Genomic DNA, 23,104 nt, shown 5'->3' on the forward strand with positions numbered 1-23,104 from the left:
CACCGGTGGGAAGGGACCGGGCCATGCCACGGCCTGTCCGAAAGGACGACCAGGATCCACTCGGTCTCCTTCCCACTTCAAACCATACACCGAAACCAACACACAGGATCCCAGGGTCTGCGCGCGTCGCTTCGCTTCTTGCTCCGCCCCAGGATGACGAAGGGAGAAATGCTTCGGCCAATCTCCAAGGTCCGCGATCACCACTTGCAACGCATCTTTCGCAACGCTTTTTCGCCCCCACAAATGCGTGCTGTGACATTCGCATTGCTCTGTCGGGGCTCCCCAAAGCCGCACTATTTTCCGAAAAAGTAGAGCAACATCAATTCATTGCCGCAAGAATGCTTGTCGCAGGTTCGGCTCTTGCGTCCGATTCTGACTGGAGGTCAGAAAATGAACATCAAGAGCCTTCTTCTCGGCTCAGCTGCGGCCCTGATCGCAGTTTCCGGTGCTCGCGCCGCCGACGCGGTGACCGTCGCCGAGCCGGAACCGGCTGAATACGTCAAGATCTGCGACGTGTACGGCTCGGGCTACTTCTACATCCCCGGCACCGAAACCTGCCTGCGCATCGGCGGCTATGTCCGCTATGACATCGGCATTGGCGATGTCGGCTCGTTCGACGGTGCGAAGGCGTTCGATCATATGGATGTGCCCGTGAAAGAGCGGAGCACTTACTACAAGCAGGCCCGCTTTACGCTGAAGACCTGGACCGGCCAGGAAACCGAGCTCGGCACGTTGAAGACCTACACCGAGACCCGCTTCAACTTCGGTAACCGCAACGCCTACGCCGCCACTAACTTTACCCACGAAGGTGCCGGCTTTAAGGGCGTTTCGCTGAACTTCGCCTGGATCCAGCTCGGTGGTCTCCGCGTCGGTAAGGACGAATCGGCCTTCAACACGTTCATCGGCTACGCCGGCAACGTCATCCAGGATACGATCGTCCCCTACGGCGATTTCGACACCAACGTCGTGCAGTACTACTTCGACGCTGGCAACGGTTTCTCGGCTGTAGTGTCGCTCGAAGAAGGCTCGGGCCAGAAGGGCACCATCGACAGCTACGTTCCGCATGTCGTCGGCGGCGTGAAGTGGACACAGGGCTGGGGCGCCATCACCGGCGTCGTGGCTTACGACAGCAACTACGAGGAAGTGGCCGGCAAGGTTCGCGTGGACGTGAACGTCAACGACGCAATCTCGCTGTTCGCCATGTTCGGCTACGGTTCGGACGACAACCTCAACGATCCGACCAACCCAATTCCTGCTCGCGGTCGCGGCTTCTACAAGCAGTGGGGCGGCAACTGGGCTTGGTGGGCCGGCGGTACCTACAAGTTTAACGAGAAGACCTCGTTCAACCTCCAGGTGTCGGGTGACGACGACAAGAACTATGGCGTGGCTGCGAACATCGCCTACGACATCGTTCCCGGCTTCACGGTCACGGCCGAAGTTGACTACGACCACTATGGTCACTTCAACGATCCGGCCAGCTTCACCAACGTGAACTGGACCAATGCCGACAAGAAGAACAGCGTCGGCGGCCTCCTCCGCTTCCAGCGCTCGTTCTAAGGGCTGGACTGCTACAGATGAAATCCGGCCCGGGCGCTTTAATGTCCGGGCCGTTTTGTTTTCGTGACTGGGTAAGGGCGAGCGAAAAAGGAGAAGGGGGTACTGGTAGCTGAAGTCTGCGAACTGTTTCGTGGGATCCGCTCCTGGCGGGATGAAATTGATTTGTCAGACTTAAAACTCTTGAAAGGACGCTCCCAAGCGGTTAGGTGTCGCCTTTCCACTCGGGGGTGTGGCTAAAAATGTCGAACGAAGCGATTCAAGAGGGGGGCTCCTCTGGTCATTTTGCGGTTTTTTCTTCTCAGAATTCGAAGTTTAGGTACACCTACAACAAGATCCGGGAAGTAAAATCGTGCAGGATCGGGGAACTCTTTGCAGCATACCGGGATATACTCTGGGATGATGGGCGGCATAAATACAATGTCAGCTCTTTCATCGGTGAAATAGACGAGATCCTTCTGGGAGAGCGTTTCAGCACCTTTGACCAGAACACCCTGGACAATCTTATCGGTACCTTGCGCCAGCGCGGGAACAGCAACGCAACCATCAATCGCAAGATGGCTGCCCTCAGCAAGCTGCTGCGCAAGGCTCATAAGATGGGAGATATCCACAGCCTGCCCGAATTCCGCCGCCAGAAGGAGCGGGCGGGACGGATTCGTTTCCTCGAAAGGGACGAAGAGGCAAGGCTGTTTGCCGCCATCAAGAGTCGCAGCGAGGACGCTTACCGGCTCTCCGTTTTCCTGGTCGATACCGGCTGCCGCCTCGGCGAGGCGCTCGGCCTGATCTGGAACGACATCCAGGACCACCGCGTCTCCTTCTGGATCACCAAGTCCGGCCGCAGCCGCACCATTCCGATGACCGAGCGGGTCAAGGAGGTGATCAAGCTGCCGCCGACCACCGAAGGCCGCCGGCCGAAAGGCCCGTTCGCCATGCTGACCCAGGCGCAGTATCGCGCCATCTGGAACGAGGCGAAGACCGAAGTTGGTCTCGGCGCCGACGAGCAGGTGGTGCCGCACATCCTGCGCCACACCTGCGCCTCGCGCCTTGTCCAGGGCGGCATCGACATAAGGCGCGTGCAGATGTGGCTCGGCCACCAGACGCTGGCGATGACCATGCGCTACGCCCATCTCGCCACCAACGACCTCGACGGCTGCGTCGTCGTGCTGGAAAAGCCGCGCGCCGATGAGGCGACGCGCCAGGCGGAGACTTCGGTGTTTGCGTCGCCGTTGACCACGCCGTCGCCGTCGAAATCGACGCGCAAGCCAAAGAGCGAAGCGGCCGCTGTCAAGGCGGTCGGCAAGAGTTCCAAGTGAAGTAGCGCTGGCACACCTTCTCCCCTTGGGGGGAAAAGGTGTCGCCGAAGGCGCGGGGTGTTCCAGGGAACACCCACGTCTCATTCCGCTGGAACACCCCTCATCCGTCTCGGCGCCGCGCGCCGATCCACCTTCTCCCACAAGGGGAGAAGGGGAGGCATGCGCTTGCTCGCCGGTGCCAATACTGCCGCAGCGTCGCAAGATCCGCTTCTGTTCTTCGGCTTTACTTTTGCTGAACCCGCTCCGTTCGGTCAATGAACGCTGCGATCTCTTCCGGCACCCCGCCGGTTTCGAGGAAGGGGGCGTGTCCCTGGCCTTCGATCGTGATCGTCTCCATGCCGGGATGACGCCTTCCCATCTCCTCAAGCGTCGCGGTGGAGAAAAGCTTCGAATTGCCGCCGCGAATGGCGAGAAGCGACACGGCGGCAAGAGCGTCGAATTGCGGCCACAGATCCGGCAGCGGCTTGGTGACGTCGACGCTGGCCACCGTGTCGACCAGGGCCGGATCGAAATCCGGCACCCACCCGGACTCCGTCTCGCGGCAGATCGCTCTCACCATGCGCGCCCAGTCGGCATCGGCAAGCGCGGGAAAGCCGGCGCCGTGCACGCGCCGTTGCGCTTCGACCGCCTCGGCAAATGTCTTCGGCTTCGGGTTGCGTTCGAGATAGGAGCGGATATGGGCAAGGCCTTCCGCCTCGATCACGGGGCCGATGTCGTTGAGGACGATGGCCTGCAGCACCGACGGCTTCAGCGCGCCGAGCACATGGATGATCAGCCCGCCGCGCGACGTCCCGATGAAGGCAGCCTCTTCGATGCCCAACTCAGACAAGCCAGCGAGCACATCGCCCGCTTCGACGCCGACATTGTAGTGGCCGATGTCGGGATCGTAACCGGATTGCCCGCGCCCGCGATAGTCGAAGGCCACGATCTTGCGCGGCGTCTTCGCGTTGCTGGAAAGGTAGAGCGCGAGCTCATGGAAGTCGCGGGCATTGCGGGTGAGGCCGGGCAGGCAAACGACCGGCCAGGCACCGGTGATTGTCTCGCCGTAGATCCGTGCATGGAGCTTGGGGCCGTCGGGCGCGGCATAGAAGAAGTCGGAAAAACCTTCGTCGTTTGGCATCGCAATGCTGCTCCTCGCTGATTGCCCGACAGCTACAGGCGAGGGCAGGGGGCGTCAAATGCAGGGCCCTCCCTTCTCCCCCCTGGAGAAGGTGGATCGGCGCGCAGCGCCGAGACGGATAAGGGGTGTTGGAAAGAATGCGGCGTCGGCGATCTGTCGCCATATATCCTGGCTGGAAAAGGGCATTGCCAAGCTGGAACGCCCCCCATCCGGCCGCTTCGCGGCCACCTTCTCCCACAAGGCCACCTTCTCCCACAAGGGGAGAAGGGAAGAACGCCTCAACCCCTCCCGTTCACGAGATCGCCCACGATGTCGTACTTGCCTGAAATACGCATCTTGTAGACCTCGTAATTCTCCATCACGCGCTGCACGTAACTTCTTGTTTCCGTGTAGGGAATCCGCTCGATCCAGTCGACCACCGCATCCACGTCCTTGCCGCGCGGATCGCCGTATTTCGCCACCCATTGGGCGGCGCGGTTGGGGCCGGCATTGTAGCCGGCGAAGGTCAACACATAGGAGCCGCTGAAGCGGTCGAGCTGCTCGCCGAGGAAGGCCGAGCCTAGCGTCGCGTTATAGCCGGCATCGGTGGTGAGCCGCGCCGCCGAGAAAATCATGCCGGCCTTCTTCGCCAGTTGCTTGGCGGTGCCCGGCATCAGTTGCAGCAGGCCACGCGCGCCGGCGCTGGAAATCGCGCCGATATTGAATTCGCTCTCCTGGCGGGCAATCGCATAGGCCAGCGCCTTGCCGGAGCCGGAGATGTTGGCCGAATCGGGGATGACGCCCAGCGGATGCGACAGCGCGCCGACATCGATGCCGCGCTGGGCGGCGATCTTGCCAACCTTCAGCGCCATGAAATGGTTGCCCTGCTTTTCGGCGAGCACCGCAAGCAGCGCCAACTCGCCCGGGCTGGTCAACTGTCCAGCGAGGTCGCGGTAGAGCGTCTCGGCATAGCGGTCGTAACCTGCTTCCTGCAGCCGCTTGATGGCGTTGACGGCCTCCCTGGCTTCGAAGCTCTGGCGGTCGGCGTCGCTCGGATTCGGATAGGCGATGTTGAGGGTCCTGAAGCCGACGCGCTCGCCGGCGAGCTGCCCATAGAAGGTGGTGCCATAGGCGGCCGCGCGGGTGAAGTAATCCTTGGCGCTGCCTGGACCGCCGACTTCCGCGGCGCGGCCGAGCCAGTAATAGGCGCGCGACAGCGACACCGGCCCCTGCGCGAGGCTGGCGATACGCGAAAAATGCGTGGCGGCGGCCGCCGGGTCGTTGAGACCCCGCAGCGCATACCAGCCGGCATGGAACTCGGCCTCGGCGGCGCTGGCCGGGCTTTCGGCCGCATGCATGGAAGCGATCTTGTAGGCGGTCTTCATGTCGCCCTGGTCGACCAGCTCGCGCGATAGAACACGGCGTTCCACCCACCAGGCGTCGGGGTCGACCAGCGCGTCGCGGTCGGTCGGCGCCTTCATCACCACCGCCGCGGCCTCGGCGAATTTCTGCTGTTTGCGCAGATATTCGGCCTCGGCGAAGAAATAGCCGGCCGAACGCTGCGCGGTAGGCACGGCCTTGAGCAGCTTCGCCGTGTTCTTGTCGCCTTTGTCGGCTCCCGCCCAGGCGTCCGCCAGTTGCTGCGCACCGGCAAGGCCGGCGACGCGCAGCGCCGAGGCCGGCCGCTCGGCATAGAACATGCGCTCCATGCGGTAGCGATGGTCGGCCGCCGGAAGCAGCGCGCCGAACTCCTTGATGATGGCCGTCTCGTCCTTCTCTTCCAGCTTCTCTGTGCGCCAGAACGGCACCAGCACCGCGCGCGCAGCCGCCTGGTTGCCGAGCGCGACCTGCGAGCGGGTGAGGATGATCACGCCCTCCGGCGTCAGCGGCTGGCTGCGGCCGAAGGCCTGCACCACCACTTGCGGCGGCGGGTTCTCGCGATAGAGCGCGCGCTCGCTGTTCTTGCGCAGCGCGACCGTGCCCGGCCATCCGGGCAGCATCTTGGCCGCATCGGCGATCTCGCCGCTCGGCACCTGGTCGCCGCCATAGAGCGCGATCGCCCAGGCCAGGATGTGCCGGTCGAGCGAGATGGCGGGCAGCGAGTCGCGCGCGGTGCGCGCGCCGGCGATGTTGTTGGCGGCGAGCGCGTCGAGCCCGCTCTTCAATTGCGTGATGCCGGCCGGCGGCTGGGAGGGCTGCGCCTGGTCCGGAGCCTGCGGCGCGCCGGGCGCGGGGATGGCCGCCGTCGCGCCCACATCGACGCTGCCGCCGATCGCCATCCCCGGCATCAGCGCGACGACAGCGCTGAAAAGCGCGAAGAGGTGAGTCCCCCTGGTCGGCATCTTTCCACCCTACCACATCTTCAGCCGGCGCGGACCCACAAAGCTTGGTCCCGACGCCAAACTTAAGGTCGTGAAAGGCTCGTAAACAAAAGGTTATCGAGGCCGTGCGAATTGCGCTTGCTGGCATTATCGCGATGCTTGCCGCTGAACCATGTCGAGACTATGGTGCGCGGCTTCGCTTTCGGTTAGAAGGCGCGCAATGCATGCAGCCCGCTTTGGGGCAACGACATGCATAAGCCAACAAAGTCCCAAGGAGTTTGGACATATGCTGAGAGGCTCGCTGACCGCGCTCGTCACACCGTTCGAAAAGAGCGGGCGTTTCGACGAGAAAGCCTTTCGCGCTTTTGTCGAATGGCAGATCGCCGAGGGCACCAAGGGTCTCGTCCCGGTCGGCACCACCGGCGAGTCGCCGACGCTGTCGCATGACGAGCACCGCCATGTCGTGAAGGTCTGCATCGAGGTGGCCAACGGCCGGGTTCCGGTGGTGGCCGGCGCCGGCTCCAACAACACCGAGGAAGCCGTCGGCCTGGTGCAATATGCCGAAAAGGCCGGCGCTGATGCAGCACTTGTCGTGACGCCTTATTACAACAAGCCGACGCAGCGCGGCCTTTACGAGCACTTTGCCGCCGTCGCCCGGGCGACCAGGCTGCCGATCATCATCTACAACATCCCGCCGCGCTCGGTGATCGACATGACGCCCGAGACGATGGGCAGGCTCGCCCATGACTTCAAGAACATCATCGGCGTCAAGGATGCGACCGGCAAGGTCGAGCGCGTCTCCGAGCAGCGCATGACCTGCGGCAAGGATTTCATCCAGCTTTCCGGCGAGGATGCCTCGGCGCTCGGCTTCAACGCGCATGGCGGCGTCGGCTGCATTTCGGTGACCTCGAATGTCGCGCCGCGCCTGTGCTCGGAATTCCAGGAGGCGACCCTCTCCGGCGACAGCGCCAAGGCGCTCGAGTTGCAGGACCGGCTGTTGCCGCTGCACAAGGCGATCTTCATGGAGCCCGGCGTGTCCGGCGCCAAATACGCGCTCTCGAAGCTGGGCAAGGTCGAGAACGTGGTCCGCTCGCCGCTGGTGACGGTCGAAGCCTCGACCGCCGAGAAGATCGATGCGGCCATGAAGCATGCCGGCTTGATTAACTAGGGATGAGGCGCCACCTCTCCGCATTATGAATCAAGTCAAGAAAGCCGACCCCAACAACAAGACGGTCGCCGAAAACCGCAAGGCGCGCTTTTCCTACGAGGTGCTCGACACGATCGAGACCGGCCTGGTGCTGACCGGCACCGAGGTCAAATCGCTGCGCCAGGGCCAGGCCAACATCCAGGACAGTTACGCCTCGGCCGAGGACGGCGAGATCTGGCTGATCAATTCCTATTTGCCGGAATATCTCCAGGCCAACCGCTTCAACCATGAGCCGCGCCGGCGCCGCAAGCTGCTCGTCAGCAAGCGCGAGATGGCCAAGCTTGCGCAAAGCGTCGAGCGCGAAGGCATGACGCTGGTGCCGCTGAAAATCTATTTCAACGATCGCGGCCGCGCCAAGCTGCTGCTGGCGATCGCCCGCGGCAAGAAGCTGCACGACAAGCGCGAAACCGAGAAGCAGCGCGACTGGTCGCGCGAGAAGGGGCGGCTGCTTAAGGAGCGCGGGTAAAACGCAATATCCGGGCAAGGCGAGCAGGGGGTCAGGGCTTGAGGAACCGCTTGATCGTCGTGGCCCTGGCTTTTGTCTTCCTGGCGCTTGCCGTCTGGGTAGAGAGCGTTTTCCGGCCTCGCGCTTTCCCGCCGGATCGCACCCAATTCCCCCTGAGAGGCATCGACGTTTCACACCACCAGGGCAAGATCGACTGGCGGCGCGTGGCAGCCGACGATGTCGCCTTCGCCATCATCAAGGCGACCGAGGGCGGCGACTATGTCGATGATACCTTTGCCGAGAATTTGCGCCAGGCCCGCGCGGCGGGCCTTGCGGTCGGCGCCTATCACTTCTTCACCTTCTGTCGCCCGGGCGCCGACCAGGCGAAGAACTTCCTCTCGACCGTGCCGCGCGGCGAGCCACTTTTGCCGCCGGTCGTCGATATCGAATTCCACGGCAATTGCCCGCGCCGGCCTTCGCCCGCCGAACTGAACGCGGAACTCGTTGCATTCCTGGGCCCGGTCGAGGCCGCCTATGGCAAGCCAGCCATCATCTACATCACCGACGAGGCGGCGCCGACCTATTCTGCTCATATCGCGGTTCGCCAGCGCTGGCTGCGCGCAGTGGCGATGCCGCCGCAGGGGGACGATTGGGTCTATTGGCAATATCTCGACAAAGGCCGCGTCGACGGCATCGACGGCGATGTCGATCTGAACGTGCTGAAGGGCGGACCGGCGAGGCTCACGCAGTTGTTTGCGCCGGCACCTGAAGCTAGCTCTTCAGGAACGCCTAGCTCTTCAGGAACGCCGCAATCTCCTTGAAGACATTGACGAACATTTCTTCCGTCAGCACGCCGGTATTGGTGTTGTAGCGCGAGCAGTGATAGCTGGAGAACAGCGTGATGCCGCCGGCCTCCTGCCGTCCGCCATGGCGGAACGGAAGCGCGGCAACACGTCCTCCCAGCGCCCGCACCGTCGACTGATGCGCGATCGAGCCCAACGTCAGGATGGCGCGCAGATTGGTAAAGCGCGCGATGGTCGGCTTGAGGAAGGTGCGGCAGGTGGCGATCTCGGCGCCGATCGGTTTGTTCTCCGGCGGCACGCAGCGCACCGCATTGGTGATCGCCGTGCCGATCAGTTCCAGCCCGTCATCCGGCCTTGCCTTGAATTCCCCGCGCGCCAGGCCTTCGGCAATCAGCGTGCCGTAGAGCAGGTCGCCGGCATAGTCGCCGGTGAAGGGACGCCCGGTGCGGTTGGCACCGCGCAGGCCGGGTGCCAGCCCGACAATCAGAAGCTTGACCGACTCCTCGCCGTCCGGCGGCAGGAAGGTCGGCACCGGCGCATTGAACCAGCCCGGCTCGCGCTGGCGCCACGCTGCAATGAAGTCGTGCAGCCGCGGACAGAGCGGACAGTCGCGGTCAGGCTCGGGGGAGGGCGCGGCGCTCAAGGCCGTCGCTCTCAATAATCGTCCTCGTCGGCTTCAGCCGGCTCCGGCCTGCGTATCGGCCGCTCCGACGGGTCGCGGCCGACCTCGTTCTTCAGCGTCATCAGATCGATGAAGTGGTCGGCCTGGCGGCGCAGATCGTCGGAGATCATCGGCGGCTGCGAGGCCATGGTCGAGACGATCGAAACCTTGCGGCCGCGCCGCTGCAATGCCTCGACCAGGGTGCGGAAGTCGCCGTCGCCGGAGAAGATGACATAGTGATCGACGACATCGGCAAGCTCCAGCGCGTCGACGGTGAGCTCGATGTCCATGTTGCCCTTGATCTTGCGCCGGCCGGTCGAGTCGGTGAATTCCTTGGCGGGCTTGGTCACCACCTTGAAGCCATTGTAGTCCAGCCAGTCGATCAGCGGCCGGATCGAGGAATATTCCTGATCCTCCACCAGCGCGGTGTAATAGTAGGCCCTGAGCAGGTAGCCGCGCTTCTGGAAGCTGGCGAGAAGCTTGCGGTAGTCGATGTCGAAGCCAAGCGCCCGCGAGGTGGCGTAGAGGTTGGCACCGTCGATGAAAAGAGCGATCTTTTCACGGGGATCGAACATTGAAAAATATCCCTTTTCGAAAATGTCTGTCGTCTAAATGGACGTGACGGGCAGGCTGGGTAATGGTCCCTTTTGCCGCCTCGTTCGAGATAACGCCAGATTTGTGGATATCCAAGGGCGCAGGTGCGTATTGCAAGCAATTGTGATCGGCACTATGTGAGCGGCAGGTCAGGGCGATGTCCGGACATTGAGCCGGGCAAAGGTCCGTGCTTCGGTCGCTGCCGCCATAAAGCTTGTATTTCTGTGGCGTCCGGGTTATGGAGCCCGCCTGTTTTCCATCAAATCCACGCATGAAAGGGGCAGTCCATGGCCCGCGTAACCGTTGAAGATTGTATCGACAAGGTCGACAACCGTTTCGAGCTCGTGCTGCTCGCCGGCCACCGCGCCCGCCAGATCAGCCAGGGCGCGCAGATCACCGTTCCTCGCGACAATGACAAGAATCCGGTCATTGCGCTGCGCGAGATCGCCGATGAGACGCTGTCTCCCGACGACCTCAAGGAGGACCTGATCCACTCGCTGCAGAAGCATGTCGAGGTCGACGAGCCGGAGGCCGACGGCGAGGCGATCGCCGATCAGACCGGCGCCGCCACCGCCGCTGCGGATACGGACGATGCCGAGGAGAACATCGCCTTCGACCGCATGAGCGAGGAAGACCTGCTCGCCGGCATCGAAGGTCTGGTTCCCCCGGAAAAGAGCGACGACTACTAAGCTCTTAGACACGGGCCTGGATCAAGCATCCAGGACTTCCGTATCGTCAGTTTCGTGGCTATCTATGGGATGCGTCGCACGCCAGTGCGGCGCATCAATCATTTCATCACCGCGAGATTCCGCCCATGATGCGTCAGTATGAGCTTGTCGAGCGCGTGCAGCGCTACAAGCCTGACGTCAACGAGGCGCTGCTCAACAAGGCCTACGTCTATGCCATGCAGAAGCATGGCCACCAGAAGCGCGCCTCGGGCGATCCCTATTTCTCGCATCCGCTGGAAGTGGCGGCCATCCTCACCGAGATGCATATGGACGAGGCGACCATCGCCGTCGCCCTGCTGCACGACACGATCGAGGACACGACCGCGACCAGGGCCGAGATCGATGAGCTGTTCGGCCCCGAGATGGGCAAGCTGGTCGAGGGCCTGACCAAGCTGAAGAAGCTCGATCTCGTCTCCAAGAAGGCCGAGCAGGCCGAGAATCTGCGCAAGCTGCTGCTCGCGATCTCCGAGGATATTCGCGTTCTTCTGGTCAAGCTTGCAGACCGCCTGCACAACATGCGCACGCTCGACCACATGCCCGAGTCCAAGCGCCTGCGCATCGCCGAGGAGACGATGGACATCTATGCGCCGCTCGCCGGCCGCATGGGTATGCAAGGCATGCGCGAGGAGCTGGAAGAGATCGCCTTCCGCTACATCAATCCGGAAGCCTATCGCGCCGTCACCGCGCGGCTGGCCGAGATCTTCGAGCGCAACAAGGGCGTGCTGGACGAGATCGAGAAGGCCCTGTCGGGCCTGTTCGAAAAACATGCCATCAAGGCCAGCGTCAAAAGCCGACAGAAGAAGCCGTGGTCCGTATTCCGCAAGATGGAGGCCAAGGCGCTCTCCTTCGAGCAGCTCTCCGACATCTTCGGTTTCCGCGTTGTCGTCGACACGGTCGAGGATTGCTATCGCGCGCTCGGCGCAATCCACACCACCTGGTCGATGGTGCCCGGCCGCTTCAAGGATTACATCTCGACGCCGAAGCAGAACGACTACCGTTCGATCCACACCACCATCGTCGGTCCGTCGCGCCAGCGCGTGGAGTTGCAGATCCGCACCCGCGAGATGAACAAGATCGCCGAATACGGCGTCGCCGCGCACTCGATCTACAAGGACACGGGCGGCAAGGTGAATGGCGCTGCGCACACGATCTCCAAGGAGACCAATGCCTATGCCTGGCTGCGTCGCACCATCGAGCAGCTGGCCGAAGGCGACAACCCTGAGGATTTCCTGGAAAACACCAAGCTGGAGCTGTTCCAGGACCAGGTGTTCTGCTTCACGCCCAAGGGCATGCTGATCGCGCTGCCGCGCGGCGCCACGCCCATCGACTTCGCCTACGCCGTCCATACCGATGTCGGCGACACCTGCGTCGGCGCCAAGGTCAACGGCCGCATCATGCCGCTGATAACGGAATTGAAGAATGGCGACGAGGTCGAGATCATCCGCTCGAAGGCACAGGTGCCGCCCGCCGCCTGGGAATCGGTCGTCGTCACCGGCAAGGCGCGCGCCGCCATCCGCCGCGCCACCAAGAACGCAATCCGCAAGCAATATTCGGGGCTCGGCGCCCGCATCCTCGAACGCGCCTTCGAGCGCGCCGGAAAAAGTTTTGCCAAGGAGAGCCTAAAGCCGGTGCTGCACCGGCTGGCGCGCAAGGACATCGAGGATGTTCTGGCCTCCGTCGGACGCGGCGAGCTTGCCTCCACCGACGTCATGAAGGCTGTCTTCCCCGACTACAAGGACGAGCGCGTCACGGTCGCGGCGCCCAAGCAGCGCGAGGAGGGCTGGTCGAAGATCCGCAATGCCGCCGGCATGCTGTTCCAGATGCCCGGCCGCGCCGCGCGCAAGGGCAAGGATCAGCAGCGCGACGGCGCCGTGCCCATCCGCGGCGTGCGCGGCGACCTGCCGGTGCGCTTCGCGCCGGAAGGGGCGGTGCCCGGCGACCGCATAGTCGGCATCATTCAGCCGGGAACCGGCATCACCATCTATCCGATCCAGTCGCCGGCGCTGCAGGCCTTCGATGATCAGCCCGAGCGCTGGATCGACGTGCGCTGGGATATCGACGAGCGCACCAAGGAGCGCTTCCCGGCGCGCATCTCGGTCACCGCCATCAATGCACCGGGATCGCTGGCCGACATCGCCCAGGTCGTCGCCCAGAATGACGCCAACATCCACACGCTGTCGATGGTGCGCACCGCGCCCGATTTCACCGAGATGCTGATCGATCTCGAAGTCTGGGACCTCAAGCATCTCAACCGGCTGTTGTCGCAGCTCAAGGACAATTCAAGCGTCAGCGATGCGCGACGTGTGAACGGTTGACCATGGTCCCGCAAAGTGGGAACCGGTTTGCGGACAAGATCATGGTCTAAAGGAAACAAGGCCATGATCCCGCAAAGTGGGAACCGGTTTGCGGGATGATGGTTCGAAAAATAGACTGGGGAACGAGATGAACACCGACGAAGTGCTGGGCATTTTCCGCGAGGCCGGCGCGGTCCTGGAGGGGCATTTCATCCTGACGTCGGGGCTGCGCAGCCCGGTCTTCCTGCAGAAGGCGCGGGTCTTCATGCATGCCGACAAGACCGAGCGCCTGTGCAAGGCGTTGGCCGAGAAGATCCGGGAAGATGTGGCGGGCAGGATCGACTATGTCGTCGGCCCGGCGGTCGGCGGCTTGATCCCGGCCTACGAGACCTCGCGGCATCTCGGCGTACCGGCGATCTGGGTCGAGCGGGAAGGTGGCGAGTTCAGGCTGCGCCGCTTCGAGATCGCCAAAGGGTCGCGCGTCGTCATCGTCGAGGACATCGTCACGACCGGCCTGTCGATCCGCGAGACAATAGAATGCATGCGCGAGCTCGGCGCCGAGGTTCTGGCGGCCGCCTGCATCATCGACCGCTCTGCCGGCAAGACCGACGTCGGTGTGCCGCTAATCGCGCTGGCCGAATATGAGGTGCCGGCCTATCCGCCCGACCGCCTGCCGCCGGAGCTTGCCGCCATCCCGGCCGTCAAGCCCGGCAGCCGGAACATTTGAGGATGCATGTCGCCCAGAACTGCGCAACGGTTTTGGGATAACGACATGCAAAACGGAGAAGCAAAAATGATCGCCGGCATCGATCATTTCGTGCTGACGGTCCGCTCGGTCGACGCGACCTGCGACTTTTATCAGCGTGTCCTCGGAATGCGCCGGTTGGACGAACCGAACCGGCCGACCGCGCTTCTGTTTGGATCGCAGAAGATCAATCTGCACGAGGTCGGCCGCCCCTTCGAGCCCAAGGCCAAGGCGCCGATGCCGGGCTCCGGCGATTTCTGCCTCGTCGCGGCGGTGCCTCTTGCCGATATCCGCGCCAGCCTCGATGCCAATGGCGTGGCGACCGAAGTCGGTCCTGTCGAGCGCACCGGCGCCCGCGGCCCGATGATGTCGGTCTATTTCCGCGATCCTGACGGCAATCTGGTCGAGGTCAGCGAGTATCTGGCATAGCCTTCTTTTCGGTCAATTCAGACCAAGCCGCATAGCGCAACGCCTGTCGAATGGAGATTGTGCAGCAAACTCTTGCCGTTCGCATAAGCGTTTGATATTTCTATGGAAAATTGAAAACGTTGAAAGATTGGTGCCGCTACTTGGGGTTTGTGGCTGCTTCCTTGGTGATAGGGTCTTACGTCGCGCTCGGAGGTTGTCGTTGAGCACTGCAGCACTTTGGGGAGACGAGGGGCAGCTTATGGATAATGGCGGCGTTCTGCCAGTTCTGTCCCGACAAGAGCCTATCTGCTTTCGCGGCCAATACCACTCACAGCAAATCTGTTCCATGGGACAAGGAGCAGCAACTACTGCTAGGCATCATTTGCCATCCTGGCGACGGGAAAGCCGGACGCCAGGTCCACCTCCATTTTCTGGAATAAACTCGATTCCAGCCGCCTCGAACGTGGCTCGAATCGTCGCAATGGTTGACGTTTTGAGTTCTTCGCCCCTCTCAAAACGGGCAATGGTATCTGGTGACACACCTGCGTTACGAGCCAAGTCTCTGGTTCCCCAACCGAGCGCCACACGCGCCATCTTACATTGAATTACATTCATTTCGTAACATTGATACGATTTTTGTTGATCCGGGCTTTATGTCGAATTATCGTATCCTTGATACGATTACAGGCTGGCTAAAAGCGGCTGCTAATGGTGTTACGACCACCCCAGCAGCCTGACCACAACCCTAGCTATTGGGAGCTCGGATCATGGGTGATTCCGACAATATCACGACTTTGCCTCTCGTCACCCGCAGGAGGGTACTTGCCGGAACGGCAATTGCAATGGCGGCATGGCAGTCAACGGCGGTTGCCCGCAACGATTTAGAGAAGGACCGGTCGACCGATTCTGCAGTGGCGGTGTGGCGCAAATGGCAGGCTGCCCACGAAGAGACCGAACGACTGTGCCGTCAGCAGCAGCGCCTAGAGCGGAAACTGGCCGAAACCGTTGGGTTTCCATGTGCGACCATCCTGTTGCGCGACGGCGAGAGCGTGACGTTGTATTCCCTTCGCGCGCTTCGCGATGTACTCGATCTTAATCCTGAAGACGTGGCAATGAGTGCCAAGGCTGAAACCGATTTTGCGGCACATCAGGCACGCTGGGATGCTCTCGATAAGGAAATCGGCTACTCGGCGACATTGCGCGCAGAACGCGAGGCAGCCGACCGGGCGGAAGACCTGCTTGAGATGTTGTCCGAAACCCCCGCTGCTTCCCTTGCCGGTGTGGCAGCCAAGCTTGATGCCGTGCTGAGGGAAGGAGATCTTTCGGAAGGCAGCGATGAGTTTCCCTGTCCGCAGATCCGCTCGGCACTCGATGATGTCATCCGCATCGGCCAGCGGCTCTTTCCTGAACAGATGCTTGCAAGCGAGATGCTCCAATCGAAACCGGCTCGAAAACGGGAAGGTAGAAGCTTGCGCGTCTGGACCGAGGCGGATGGAGGCCCAGCATGAAAAAGCCAGCCGGTGGATCGCCTATTATAATCGACGATTCTCGTTGTCACCTGGAGACTGCAGATAGTGCCGCGTTACTTGGCGAGTGGTCCGTTATCGAAATTGCCGACGCGGCAAGAGCGTTGTGGAGCGATTTGGCAGTAACAGCGATCGCCTGGGGCGCCCTGGCGGCGAATTGCGAGGCGATGCCGAAATATCGCTTCTCGTTTCAAGTGTTTGATTGTCTTCCAGCGGGCTCGTCGGAGTCCGAACCTGAACGCATGATGGCAAAGGCTCGCCAGCGTTCCTTTCATTGATTGCCACCATGCAGAGTTGGGCCCTGTTCCGCTTCGCCGCCGCGGGCGTCCCTGACAGGGCACCGCGGGCTCGGCGCAGGTTTGGGAAACAGACCAGGTGCCGAAATGAGCAGGACGGCGCTATTCCTTGTCGTCCTATTCCGGAAGCTCATCACCCTTGACCGGCGCTTTGCCTTTGCCGGCTTTCTTCAGGATTGTGAGCGCCTTGGGGATGTCCGCGCGGGAAGCTCGTTCCTCAAAGTAGCTTTCCGTCCGCAGCGCCGAGAGCTTTTCGGCAACGGCCACGTTGATAAGCTGGTTGACTGGCACGCCTTCGCTTTCCGCCACCTTACGGGCCTCGTCCAGAAGCGAGGGCTGCAGCCGCCACGCGAAATTGCTTCTCCTCATGTCTTTGCCTCCAATCGTTTCAGTGCTTCTCCCGGCGGGACGATCGCGATTCCGAAGCGCTGTGCCGCGTTGCCGAAGTCGCGCAGATTGAACGTCACTATAGCATCAGCCTGTCCGTTCACCGCCGCTTCGAGCAAAATGTCGTCATCCGGGTCGCGAACGGCGGGTCGCCAGAGAAAGAGAAGGCGAACCGGCTCGGCCACGGCCGCGACGGAAGCGCGTTCACGTCCTCAACCGATAGACCGGAGACCTCCAAGTGCTCGGAATGGCAAAACCTCCGGACCGCATTGCGCAAGTATTTGCACGCCACACTACGACCGCGCGGCAGCTGAACTTGCCTTGCTGATCATCTCGCCGCTCAATGCTCCTGATCTTCACCGAAGAACAGGCAAGCCATGGTGGACGACGCCGAAGCTGGGAGTGACAAGGCAAATGTTGGCGGCGGCGCCGACATGTCGGAACGGGACATAGCAGAACGAGCTTTCCTATCCATTGCCCGCCTGCTCGGCCGGCAGGTTGCGCGACAGCATTTCGAGGAATCGCAGGCGGCTAACGACAACAAAGGTCATGGTTCTCAGAAGGCCGCATCGGAAGGGGAGGGTGAGGGCGGTGGGGATTGGACCTGCTCGCCCTGCTTGACCATAAGTTCGCAACGCAGAGCCTCAAGGAGAAGACCAAGAGCGACTATGCACGAGACACTCGACAAATTCGGCCCGGGACCAGCTTGAATGGATCGACTCACATGGTGGCGGGGCCGCTTAAGCCGGCGCGCCGCCCGCCGGCCGGCCCGTGTGTCTCTATCCCCAATTTCAGACATGGACCTGAACGTCGCGAAAGATTCCGGTCGGGAACCCAGTTTGATAGGAGGAAAAGATGTGTCGAAAAATAAGGTTGAATTCTGCAGTGGAGAAAATTTTGCGGGAAAAGAAAGCTTTCATAAATAAGCTTTTCCGGGAATCCAGTCGAGATTACAAAGTCTTCTTTGGTGATAATACGTATGTTTCCATCGGGCTGAGCGAAGAAGCAATAGAGTCGACAATAAAGAGGACTATGTTGGCCGCATGTATTCCTCAACACCTTGTCTACGCTTATAAAAAGACCGGCATTATTGTAAATGAAGACGGATACAGGAATATGAGCCGAGAAGATCGCGCAGAGTACGACCGTGCAATTGATGAGTATTTCGAGATGGAGAAGAAACAGAAGTCAACACAATAGATAGATATCTGTGCACTCTGCCGTCGGACAACTCAGCCGTAAAAATTGTGGAATCGCCACGGAGACTACGGGCCGAAATGGGGGTTCCCCGTTCACAATCTGAAAATGTGCGTTCCGCCGGCGATTGGTTGACGTCTGGCCTTGGGCGATAGTGATCGTCATGCAAAGACGGAGATGGGTATTGCCTCAATTTGGGTTCTGTCGCCAGCGGAGTTGGTCGTAATCAACGACCAGCAGATGCCTGAACAGCACATCGATCAAAAACGGCAGCCCGAGCACGCTTGGCTCAAACCACAGGGCAGTGTGGGGAAGCTCCCGCCACCCCGGTAGAAACTGTCCATTGTCCACCAGGAAAGCCGTCAACATCAGGATATAGGAAGCACCCATGCCGGATAGGTGAAGGCGTGGCCATTGCCGCCAGCGGCGCTGCGCGGCGGTTGCGGGTCGCGGTCATCCGGTAATGGGTGCACGGTTCCTCGTAGCGGTGCGTGAGATCGGCCTTGGCATCGGCATCGAGGTTGCGGAAGGCGGCCGATAGGCTGTCGCTGCGATGATAGAGCGGCGCGCCGCCGACCGACCACAGCGCGTTCTGCAGGCCTTCCGCCAGAGCGACGAAGCTCTCGCCGCCAAGGATGACATGGGTGTGCTCGAAGCCCGACCAGACGAGCCGGAAGTGATAGAGCAGATGATCGAGCGGCTGATCGGCGATCGTCACGCCGAGGTTGCTGATGGCAGCAAAATCCTCGGCTCGCCATGACTGGATGCGCCGCTCAAGCGTGCGGCGAATGCCTTCGGACAATCTCCGGATGCCGCCGCAGCATCTCGTCACAAACCGCGACCGCCCGGATCCCGGGAGCGGCCTCGAGAAGCGGAGCGACTTCGGCGCCAAAGATATGCTCGAACGGATCGGGCGACGGCACCCACGGGGGCTGCTTCTTCTGCGAGGGAAGTCGGGGATGGTGCTCGATGCGGTAGGCTGTCGCTCGGCTGATCGACGCCTTCGCGGCGGCGACTTCGACAGAGTGATTTTGTCGGTACTTCATAAAAGCCTCGTCTTATGATCGGTTACCTGGCGACCCGCCACAAAGGTGATTCTCCATCCAGAAAATCACCAACTACCGGACCGACCGCGATCAGAGACGCCGAAAATTTGCGCCGCGGTGGGGGTGCAACTCCGGTCGGGCTGCGCCCTCCCTACGTCACACCCCCACCGCAGAGTCTCATCCTGATTGACGCTGGGTCTCACCTTGTTTGTCGCCGCGCAGCCAACCCTCACGCCGCCGCAAGACCCAGTTGCTGGCCCGTTTCGACCGCTTCTTCAAACGCCGCACCGGCTTTGCCATGCTTGATCTCCTGCTAGCCAGGCTGCATGCCAACAAGGCCGAGTTGTTGACCGTTCTCGATCGGCCTGAGATCCCGCCTCACACCAACGGCTCGGAGAATGACATCCGCTGCCAGGCGATCAGGCGCAAGATCTCCGGCGGTACCCGCTCAGGCTGGGCGCTCCTGTCGCGATGCCTTCCTCGGCCTTAGCAAAACCTGCCAAAAGCTCGGCATCTCCTTTTGGGACTATCTCGGTGCCCGCCTCGCAATCGACGATGCTCCACAAATCCAATGCCTGCCAAACATCGTCAACTGCCGCTCTGCTGCCTGACCGCCACCACTTTTGCCCCTGTTATCGTATTGAGCGCGTTTATCATCGCCGGCGGGCCCCAAATAGGTATCCGGCTCCACGACAAGCCGAAAAATCGTTACACTTCAATATATTGCAGCGTGATCGAGCGTGCTCGAAAAGGGGTGAGTGGATGATCATCGGCCTTGCTTCCCGGTTCGTTTCCTCAGTTTCGCCAGAATGGCGCTCTTGTTACAGCCTGCGGCAGACAATCGCTGGCGCGTTTGTTGTTTCGTGGCCGAGCCGTCGCTATATAAGCTGTCGCTATATGAAAGTTTTGTTGCCTTCCTGCGCCTTCGAAGCGCAAGATATGTCGGCGCGACCCGGGGGGCGGGGGAGCGTGTGTTGGACCGGGAACTGAAACAGAGTGCTTTTTCGACGCCGAGAGCCTGACGGCCTCCTGGAACGGGTGCGCATTCACCTTTGGCCGCGCCGCTCTTTTTCACGTTCGTTCCAATATTTCTCCAAGCGCATCCTGCGGCTGAGAGCCACGCCCCATTCGGTGGCGGCCGGTGTCGCGGCAGGTGTTTTCGCCTCGTTTTTCCCGCTGGGCTTCCACTTCGTTGTAGCCGCCGTGGTGTGCTGGGTGATCGCCGGCAATCTTGTGGCGGCAGCGCTTGGTGCGCTGTTCTTCGGAAATCCGCTAACCTTTCCGCTGCTGTGGGGCGCGTCCTGGGAAACCGGCAAACTGATCTTGCATGATCACCTGCCGAGGCATGGCCCGCCCGAGCATCTCGGTGAAATGATGCACACGCTGTCCTTCGCGAAGCTTTGGCATCCGGTCCTGGAGCCGATGCTGATCGGCGCGGTGCCCCTCGGCGTGATCTTCGGCCTCGTATTCTATGGCATCACGCGTTGGGGGATGACTGCCTTCCGCGAGCAGCGGAAGAAGCGCATGGCCGAAAGGGCCGAGAAGGCGAGACAGGGCGGACGGGAAGTGCCCGCGGAATGATCATCGGCATCGGCAGCGACCTGATCGACATCAGACGCATCGAGAAGTCGCTGGAACGGCACGGCCGGCGCTTCGTCCAGCGCATCTATACCGAGATCGAGCAAGCCAAGTCGGAAGGCCGCGCGGCCCGCGCCGCTTCCTACGCCAAGCGCTTCGCCGCCAAGGAGGCCTGCGCCAAGGCGTTGGGCACCGGGATGGCGCAAGGCGTGTTCTGGCGCGACATGGGCGTGGTCAACCTGCCGAGCGGCGCGCCGACCATGGTGCTCACCGGCGGTGCTGCCGCCAGGCTGGAGAAAATCCTGCCCAGCGGCCATCGTGCGCTGATCCACCTCACCATCACCGATGATTTTCCACTTGCTCAAGCCTTTGTGATCATCGAGGCAGTGCCCGCCGAACAAGCGCCACATTGATTCCATCTGACCACGGGCGGCATGACGTTGCCCAGCGCGCGCCGAGACTCTATACCAACCAAGCACAATCGAGGACGACATGAGCGTGGCTGAAAAATCGCAGAAGAAATCCGGCGGGCTTGGCGAAACCTTCTCCGTCATCATCCAGGCTCTGCTGCTCGCGCTCGTGATCCGCACGCTGCTGTTCCAGCCCTTCTCCATCCCGTCCGGCTCGATGCGTCCGACGCTGCTCGAAGGCGACTATCTCTTCGTCACCAAATGGTCCTACGGCTATTCGCGCTATTCGCTGCCCTTCGGCCCCAATGTTTTCTCAGGCCGCATCTGGGGCTCGGAGCCCAAGCGCGGCGACGTGGTGGTGTTCAAGTTCCCGCCGGATCCGTCCGTCGACTACATCAAGCGCGTCGTCGGCCTGCCCGGCGACAAGATCCTGGTCAAGGACGGCCAGCTCTTCATCAACGGCACCGCCGTGCCGCGCGAAAAGGTCGGTCAGATCGACAATCCCGATATCACCGAGGTCGACCGTCCCGTCGACGTATATCGCGAAACGCTGCCCAACGGCGTCACCTATGACACGCTCGACCTGACGCCCAATTCGATCGGCGACAACACGCGTGAGTTCGACGTGCCGCCCGGCCACTATTTCATGATGGGCGACAATCGCGACAACTCCTCCGACAGCCGCTTCACCGTCGGTTTTGTGCCGGCCGAGAACCTTGTCGGCCGTGCCAACGTCATCTTCTTCTCGATCGGCGACGGCGCAAGCCCGCTGGAAATCTGGAAGTGGCCGTCGCTGATGCGCGTCGGGCGCCTGTTCCATTTCGTCCACTAAGGTCATGGCGGCCAAGCGTCTGACCGCCGATGCCATCGCCGAAGCGCTTGTCGAGCGCACCGGCCACGCCTTTGCCGACCGCCAGCGTCTGCAGCGCGCGCTGACCCATGCCAGCGCGCGCTCGACCCATGCCGGCGTCGACTATGAACGTTTCGAATTCCTGGGCGACCGCGTTCTCGGCCTTGTCGTGGCCGACATGTTGCTCGCAGCCTTTCCCGAGGCCGCCGAGGGCGAGCTGTCGCTGCGCCTCAACGCGCTGGTCAATGCCGAGGCGCTCTCCGAGATCGCCGAGGAGATCGGCCTGCCGGAGCTGGTCCGCGCCGGCTCCGACGTGCGTAACCTCGAGGGCCGCAAGCGCACCAATCTGCGTGCCGATGCGCTGGAATCGCTGATTGCCGTGCTTTATCTCGACGGCGGGCTGGAGGCGGCGCGCACCTTCATCCATCGCTACTGGCAGCCGCGCTCGCAGGCGATCGGCGCGGCCCGCCGCGACGCCAAGACCGAATTGCAGGAATGGGCGCATCAGGCGGCATCGGGCGCTGTTCCGGCCTACCGGGTGGATGCTCGCGAAGGCCCCGACCACGACCCGCTGTTCACCGTCAGCGTCAAGGTCGGCTCCTTTGCGCCGGCGATCGGCAGCGGCCGTTCCAAGCGCGAGGCGGAACAGGCGGCGGCAGCGGCCCTTCTGCTGCGCGAAGGCGTCTGGAGCGCGGCATGACCATTACCGAAACTCCCGAGGCACCCGCTACGCGATCCGGCTTCGTCGCGCTGATCGGCGCGCCCAATGCCGGCAAGTCGACGCTGGTCAACCAGCTGGTCGGCGCCAAGGTGTCGATCGTCACCCACAAGGTGCAGACCACCCGCGCGATCGTGCGCGGCATCGCCACGCATGACAACGCGCAGATCGTCTTCGTCGACACGCCCGGCATCTTCAAGCCGAGGCGACGGCTGGACACGGCCATGGTCACCACCGCTTGGGGCGGCGCCAAGGATGCCGATGTCGTGGTGCTCCTGATCGATGCCGAGCGCGGCATCAAGGGCGATGCGGACGCCATCCTCGAGCGACTGAAGGACGTTCAGCAGCCGATGCTGCTCGTCCTCAACAAGGTCGACCGCGTCAAGCCGGAGACGCTCCTGGCCCTGGCAGCGGCAGCAAACGAAAGAGTGCCGTTCAAGCGCACTTTTATGGTCTCGGCGCTGACCGGCTCGGGTTGCAAGGACCTGCTCGACTATCTGGCCGAGACGCTTCCCGTGGGTCCCTGGTACTATCCGGAGGACCAGATCTCCGACCTGCCGATGCGCCAGCTCGCGGCCGAGATCACGCGTGAAAAACTTTATCTGCGGCTCCATCAGGAGCTTCCCTATTCCTCGCATATCGAGACCGAGAAATGGGAAGAGAAGAAGGACGGCTCGGTGCGCATCGAGCAGGTCATCTATGTCGAGCGCGACAGCCAGAAGAAGATCGTGCTCGGCCACAAGGGCGAGACGATCCGCGCCATCGGCCAGGCCGCGCGGGCCGAGATCGCCGAGATCCTCGAGCAGAAGGTGCACCTCTTCCTGTTCGTGAAGGTGCGCGAGAACTGGGGCGACGACCCCGAGCGCTACCGCGAGATGGGACTGGAGTTTCCCCATTGATGCATGTCGCCCGAAACCGGTTCCT

The 23,104-nt window shown here is 62.0% G+C and carries 25 protein-coding genes and 1 pseudogene; 18 read left to right on the forward strand and 8 right to left on the reverse strand.

All coding sequences use genetic code 11. From position 1 onward, the window contains the following. Positions 1-390 precede the first annotated feature (390 nt). Together RFN28_RS25365 and RFN28_RS25370 are read left to right on the forward strand one after the other, a co-directional pair. A complete protein-coding gene (locus RFN28_RS25365; protein ID WP_320289920.1) occupies positions 391-1,557 on the forward strand; it encodes a porin in 1,167 nt (388 codons plus the stop codon). A gap of 239 nt (positions 1,558-1,796) precedes the next feature. Continuing rightward, a complete protein-coding gene (locus tag RFN28_RS25370) occupies positions 1,797-2,867 on the forward strand; it encodes a tyrosine-type recombinase/integrase (RefSeq protein ID WP_320289921.1) in 1,071 nt (356 codons plus the stop codon). Between the two features lie 223 nt (positions 2,868-3,090). Here RFN28_RS25370 and RFN28_RS25375 read toward each other — a convergent pair whose 3' ends face one another. Continuing rightward, positions 3,091-3,987, reverse strand: coding sequence for an alpha/beta fold hydrolase (locus RFN28_RS25375; protein ID WP_320289922.1), 897 nt, complete (start codon positions 3,985-3,987; stop codon positions 3,091-3,093). Between the two features lie 278 nt (positions 3,988-4,265). Beyond that, positions 4,266-6,308 (reverse strand): lytic transglycosylase domain-containing protein, encoded by a 2,043-nt coding sequence (locus RFN28_RS25380; RefSeq protein ID WP_320289923.1) that lies wholly within the window; start codon positions 6,306-6,308, stop codon positions 4,266-4,268. 265 nt (positions 6,309-6,573) lie between these two features. On the opposite strand from RFN28_RS25380, the gene dapA reads away from it, so the two are divergent. The 3 genes from dapA to RFN28_RS25395 are packed head-to-tail and all read left to right on the forward strand — an operon-like array spanning position 6,574 to position 8,760. After that, a complete protein-coding gene (gene dapA / locus RFN28_RS25385) occupies positions 6,574-7,455 on the forward strand; it encodes a 4-hydroxy-tetrahydrodipicolinate synthase (protein WP_320289924.1) in 882 nt (293 codons plus the stop codon). Between the two features lie 25 nt (positions 7,456-7,480). Further along, entirely contained in the window at positions 7,481-7,960 is a 480-nt protein-coding gene (gene smpB, locus RFN28_RS25390) for an SsrA-binding protein SmpB (RefSeq protein ID WP_320289925.1), read from the forward strand. A gap of 38 nt (positions 7,961-7,998) precedes the next feature. Next, positions 7,999-8,760, forward strand: coding sequence for a glycoside hydrolase family 25 protein (locus RFN28_RS25395; protein ID WP_430678843.1), 762 nt, complete (start codon positions 7,999-8,001; stop codon positions 8,758-8,760). On the opposite strand, the gene RFN28_RS25400 is transcribed toward RFN28_RS25395, so the two are convergent. Beyond that, entirely contained in the window at positions 8,729-9,400 is a 672-nt protein-coding gene (locus RFN28_RS25400; RefSeq protein WP_320289926.1) for a uracil-DNA glycosylase, read from the reverse strand. The genes RFN28_RS25395 and RFN28_RS25400 overlap by 32 nt on opposite strands. After that, entirely contained in the window at positions 9,397-9,978 is a 582-nt protein-coding gene (locus tag RFN28_RS25405) for a LabA-like NYN domain-containing protein (RefSeq protein WP_320289927.1), read from the reverse strand. The genes RFN28_RS25400 and RFN28_RS25405 overlap by 4 nt, the downstream gene beginning before the upstream one ends. Positions 9,979-10,284: 306 nt before the next feature. On the opposite strand from RFN28_RS25405, the gene rpoZ reads away from it, so the two are divergent. From rpoZ to RFN28_RS25425, 4 genes are all read left to right on the forward strand, one after another. Continuing rightward, positions 10,285-10,686 (forward strand): DNA-directed RNA polymerase subunit omega, encoded by a 402-nt coding sequence (gene rpoZ / locus RFN28_RS25410; protein ID WP_320289928.1) that lies wholly within the window; start codon positions 10,285-10,287, stop codon positions 10,684-10,686. A gap of 125 nt (positions 10,687-10,811) precedes the next feature. Continuing rightward, positions 10,812-13,040 carry a RelA/SpoT family protein gene (locus RFN28_RS25415; RefSeq protein WP_320289929.1) on the forward strand — a complete coding sequence of 743 codons (2,229 nt, stop codon included), beginning with the start codon at positions 10,812-10,814 and terminating at the stop codon, positions 13,038-13,040. A 127-nt stretch (positions 13,041-13,167) separates the two neighbouring features. Then, on the forward strand, positions 13,168-13,746 hold the full coding sequence (gene pyrE / locus RFN28_RS25420) for an orotate phosphoribosyltransferase (RefSeq protein WP_320289930.1): 579 nt from the start codon (positions 13,168-13,170) through the stop codon (positions 13,744-13,746). 66 nt (positions 13,747-13,812) lie between these two features. Beyond that, on the forward strand, positions 13,813-14,193 hold the full coding sequence (locus RFN28_RS25425; RefSeq protein WP_320289931.1) for a VOC family protein: 381 nt from the start codon (positions 13,813-13,815) through the stop codon (positions 14,191-14,193). 357 nt (positions 14,194-14,550) lie between these two features. Here the strand turns inward: RFN28_RS25425 and RFN28_RS25430 are convergent, their stop codons facing one another. Further along, positions 14,551-14,787 carry a transcriptional regulator gene (locus RFN28_RS25430; RefSeq protein WP_320289932.1) on the reverse strand — a complete coding sequence of 79 codons (237 nt, stop codon included), beginning with the start codon at positions 14,785-14,787 and terminating at the stop codon, positions 14,551-14,553. A gap of 152 nt (positions 14,788-14,939) precedes the next feature. On the opposite strand from RFN28_RS25430, the gene RFN28_RS25435 reads away from it, so the two are divergent. Continuing rightward, complete coding sequence (locus tag RFN28_RS25435) at positions 14,940-15,680, forward strand: hypothetical protein (protein WP_320289933.1); 741 nt, start codon at positions 14,940-14,942, stop codon at positions 15,678-15,680. Continuing rightward, positions 15,677-15,976: a Y4oE-related protein gene (locus RFN28_RS25440; protein WP_320289934.1), complete on the forward strand. Its 300-nt coding sequence runs from the start codon at positions 15,677-15,679 to the stop codon at positions 15,974-15,976. The genes RFN28_RS25435 and RFN28_RS25440 overlap by 4 nt, the downstream gene beginning before the upstream one ends. Before the next feature lie 135 nt (positions 15,977-16,111). On the opposite strand, the gene RFN28_RS25445 is transcribed toward RFN28_RS25440, so the two are convergent. Continuing rightward, a complete protein-coding gene (locus RFN28_RS25445; RefSeq protein WP_320289935.1) occupies positions 16,112-16,363 on the reverse strand; it encodes a toxin-antitoxin system HicB family antitoxin in 252 nt (83 codons plus the stop codon). Beyond that, entirely contained in the window at positions 16,360-16,566 is a 207-nt protein-coding gene (locus tag RFN28_RS25450) for a PIN domain-containing protein (protein WP_320289936.1), read from the reverse strand. The genes RFN28_RS25445 and RFN28_RS25450 overlap by 4 nt, the downstream gene beginning before the upstream one ends. Positions 16,567-17,278: 712 nt before the next feature. Here RFN28_RS25450 and RFN28_RS25455 point away from each other — a divergent pair. Beyond that, complete coding sequence (locus RFN28_RS25455) at positions 17,279-17,581, forward strand: hypothetical protein (protein WP_320289937.1); 303 nt, start codon at positions 17,279-17,281, stop codon at positions 17,579-17,581. A 430-nt stretch (positions 17,582-18,011) separates the two neighbouring features. Here the strand turns inward: RFN28_RS25455 and RFN28_RS25460 are convergent. Then, positions 18,012-18,665: pseudogene (locus RFN28_RS25460) on the reverse strand (IS21 family transposase); the annotation flags it as partial. Positions 18,666-18,874: 209 nt separating this feature from the next. Here RFN28_RS25460 and RFN28_RS25465 point away from each other — a divergent pair. From RFN28_RS25465 to era, 6 genes are all read left to right on the forward strand, one after another. Continuing rightward, entirely contained in the window at positions 18,875-19,114 is a 240-nt protein-coding gene (locus RFN28_RS25465; protein WP_320289938.1) for an IS66 family transposase, read from the forward strand. Between the two features lie 506 nt (positions 19,115-19,620). After that, positions 19,621-20,205 (forward strand): DUF2062 domain-containing protein, encoded by a 585-nt coding sequence (locus RFN28_RS25470; protein ID WP_320289939.1) that lies wholly within the window; start codon positions 19,621-19,623, stop codon positions 20,203-20,205. Further along, positions 20,202-20,615: a holo-ACP synthase gene (acpS, locus tag RFN28_RS25475; protein ID WP_320289940.1), complete on the forward strand. Its 414-nt coding sequence runs from the start codon at positions 20,202-20,204 to the stop codon at positions 20,613-20,615. Before RFN28_RS25470 ends, acpS begins: the two co-directional genes overlap by 4 nt. Before the next feature lie 79 nt (positions 20,616-20,694). After that, positions 20,695-21,444, forward strand: coding sequence for a signal peptidase I (gene lepB / locus RFN28_RS25480; protein WP_320289941.1), 750 nt, complete (start codon positions 20,695-20,697; stop codon positions 21,442-21,444). A gap of 4 nt (positions 21,445-21,448) precedes the next feature. Beyond that, positions 21,449-22,162, forward strand: coding sequence for a ribonuclease III (gene rnc / locus RFN28_RS25485; RefSeq protein WP_320289942.1), 714 nt, complete (start codon positions 21,449-21,451; stop codon positions 22,160-22,162). Beyond that, entirely contained in the window at positions 22,147-23,079 is a 933-nt protein-coding gene (era, locus tag RFN28_RS25490; protein ID WP_320289987.1) for a GTPase Era, read from the forward strand. Before rnc ends, era begins: the two co-directional genes overlap by 16 nt. The last annotated feature ends 25 nt before the right edge of the window (positions 23,080-23,104 follow it).

Source organism: Mesorhizobium album, assembly GCF_033977205.1.
GTDB lineage: Bacteria > Pseudomonadota > Alphaproteobacteria > Rhizobiales > Rhizobiaceae > Mesorhizobium > Mesorhizobium album.

Bases quoted from the DNA above. Each gene is read 5' to 3' on its own strand.
- acpS (WP_320289940.1), top strand. From the start codon at position 20,202: ATGATCATCGGCATCGGCAGCGACCTGATCGACATCAGACGCATCGAG.
- RFN28_RS25435 (WP_320289933.1), top strand. From the start codon at position 14,940: ATGGGTGATTCCGACAATATCACGACTTTGCCTCTCGTCACCCGCAGG.
- RFN28_RS25425 (WP_320289931.1), top strand. From the start codon at position 13,813: ATGATCGCCGGCATCGATCATTTCGTGCTGACGGTCCGCTCGGTCGAC.
- RFN28_RS25375 (WP_320289922.1), bottom strand. From the start codon at position 3,987: ATGCCAAACGACGAAGGTTTTTCCGACTTCTTCTATGCCGCGCCCGAC.
- RFN28_RS25365 (WP_320289920.1), top strand. From the start codon at position 391: ATGAACATCAAGAGCCTTCTTCTCGGCTCAGCTGCGGCCCTGATCGCA.
- RFN28_RS25405 (WP_320289927.1), bottom strand. From the start codon at position 9,978: ATGTTCGATCCCCGTGAAAAGATCGCTCTTTTCATCGACGGTGCCAAC.
- rpoZ (WP_320289928.1), top strand. From the start codon at position 10,285: ATGGCCCGCGTAACCGTTGAAGATTGTATCGACAAGGTCGACAACCGT.
- RFN28_RS25415 (WP_320289929.1), top strand. From the start codon at position 10,812: ATGATGCGTCAGTATGAGCTTGTCGAGCGCGTGCAGCGCTACAAGCCT.
- RFN28_RS25440 (WP_320289934.1), top strand. From the start codon at position 15,677: ATGAAAAAGCCAGCCGGTGGATCGCCTATTATAATCGACGATTCTCGT.
- smpB (WP_320289925.1), top strand. From the start codon at position 7,481: ATGAATCAAGTCAAGAAAGCCGACCCCAACAACAAGACGGTCGCCGAA.
- RFN28_RS25445 (WP_320289935.1), bottom strand. From the start codon at position 16,363: ATGAGGAGAAGCAATTTCGCGTGGCGGCTGCAGCCCTCGCTTCTGGAC.
- lepB (WP_320289941.1), top strand. From the start codon at position 20,695: ATGAGCGTGGCTGAAAAATCGCAGAAGAAATCCGGCGGGCTTGGCGAA.
- dapA (WP_320289924.1), top strand. From the start codon at position 6,574: ATGCTGAGAGGCTCGCTGACCGCGCTCGTCACACCGTTCGAAAAGAGC.
- RFN28_RS25380 (WP_320289923.1), bottom strand. From the start codon at position 6,308: ATGCCGACCAGGGGGACTCACCTCTTCGCGCTTTTCAGCGCTGTCGTC.
- pyrE (WP_320289930.1), top strand. From the start codon at position 13,168: ATGAACACCGACGAAGTGCTGGGCATTTTCCGCGAGGCCGGCGCGGTC.
- RFN28_RS25370 (WP_320289921.1), top strand. From the start codon at position 1,797: ATGTCGAACGAAGCGATTCAAGAGGGGGGCTCCTCTGGTCATTTTGCG.
- rnc (WP_320289942.1), top strand. From the start codon at position 21,449: ATGGCGGCCAAGCGTCTGACCGCCGATGCCATCGCCGAAGCGCTTGTC.
- RFN28_RS25430 (WP_320289932.1), bottom strand. From the start codon at position 14,787: ATGAATGTAATTCAATGTAAGATGGCGCGTGTGGCGCTCGGTTGGGGA.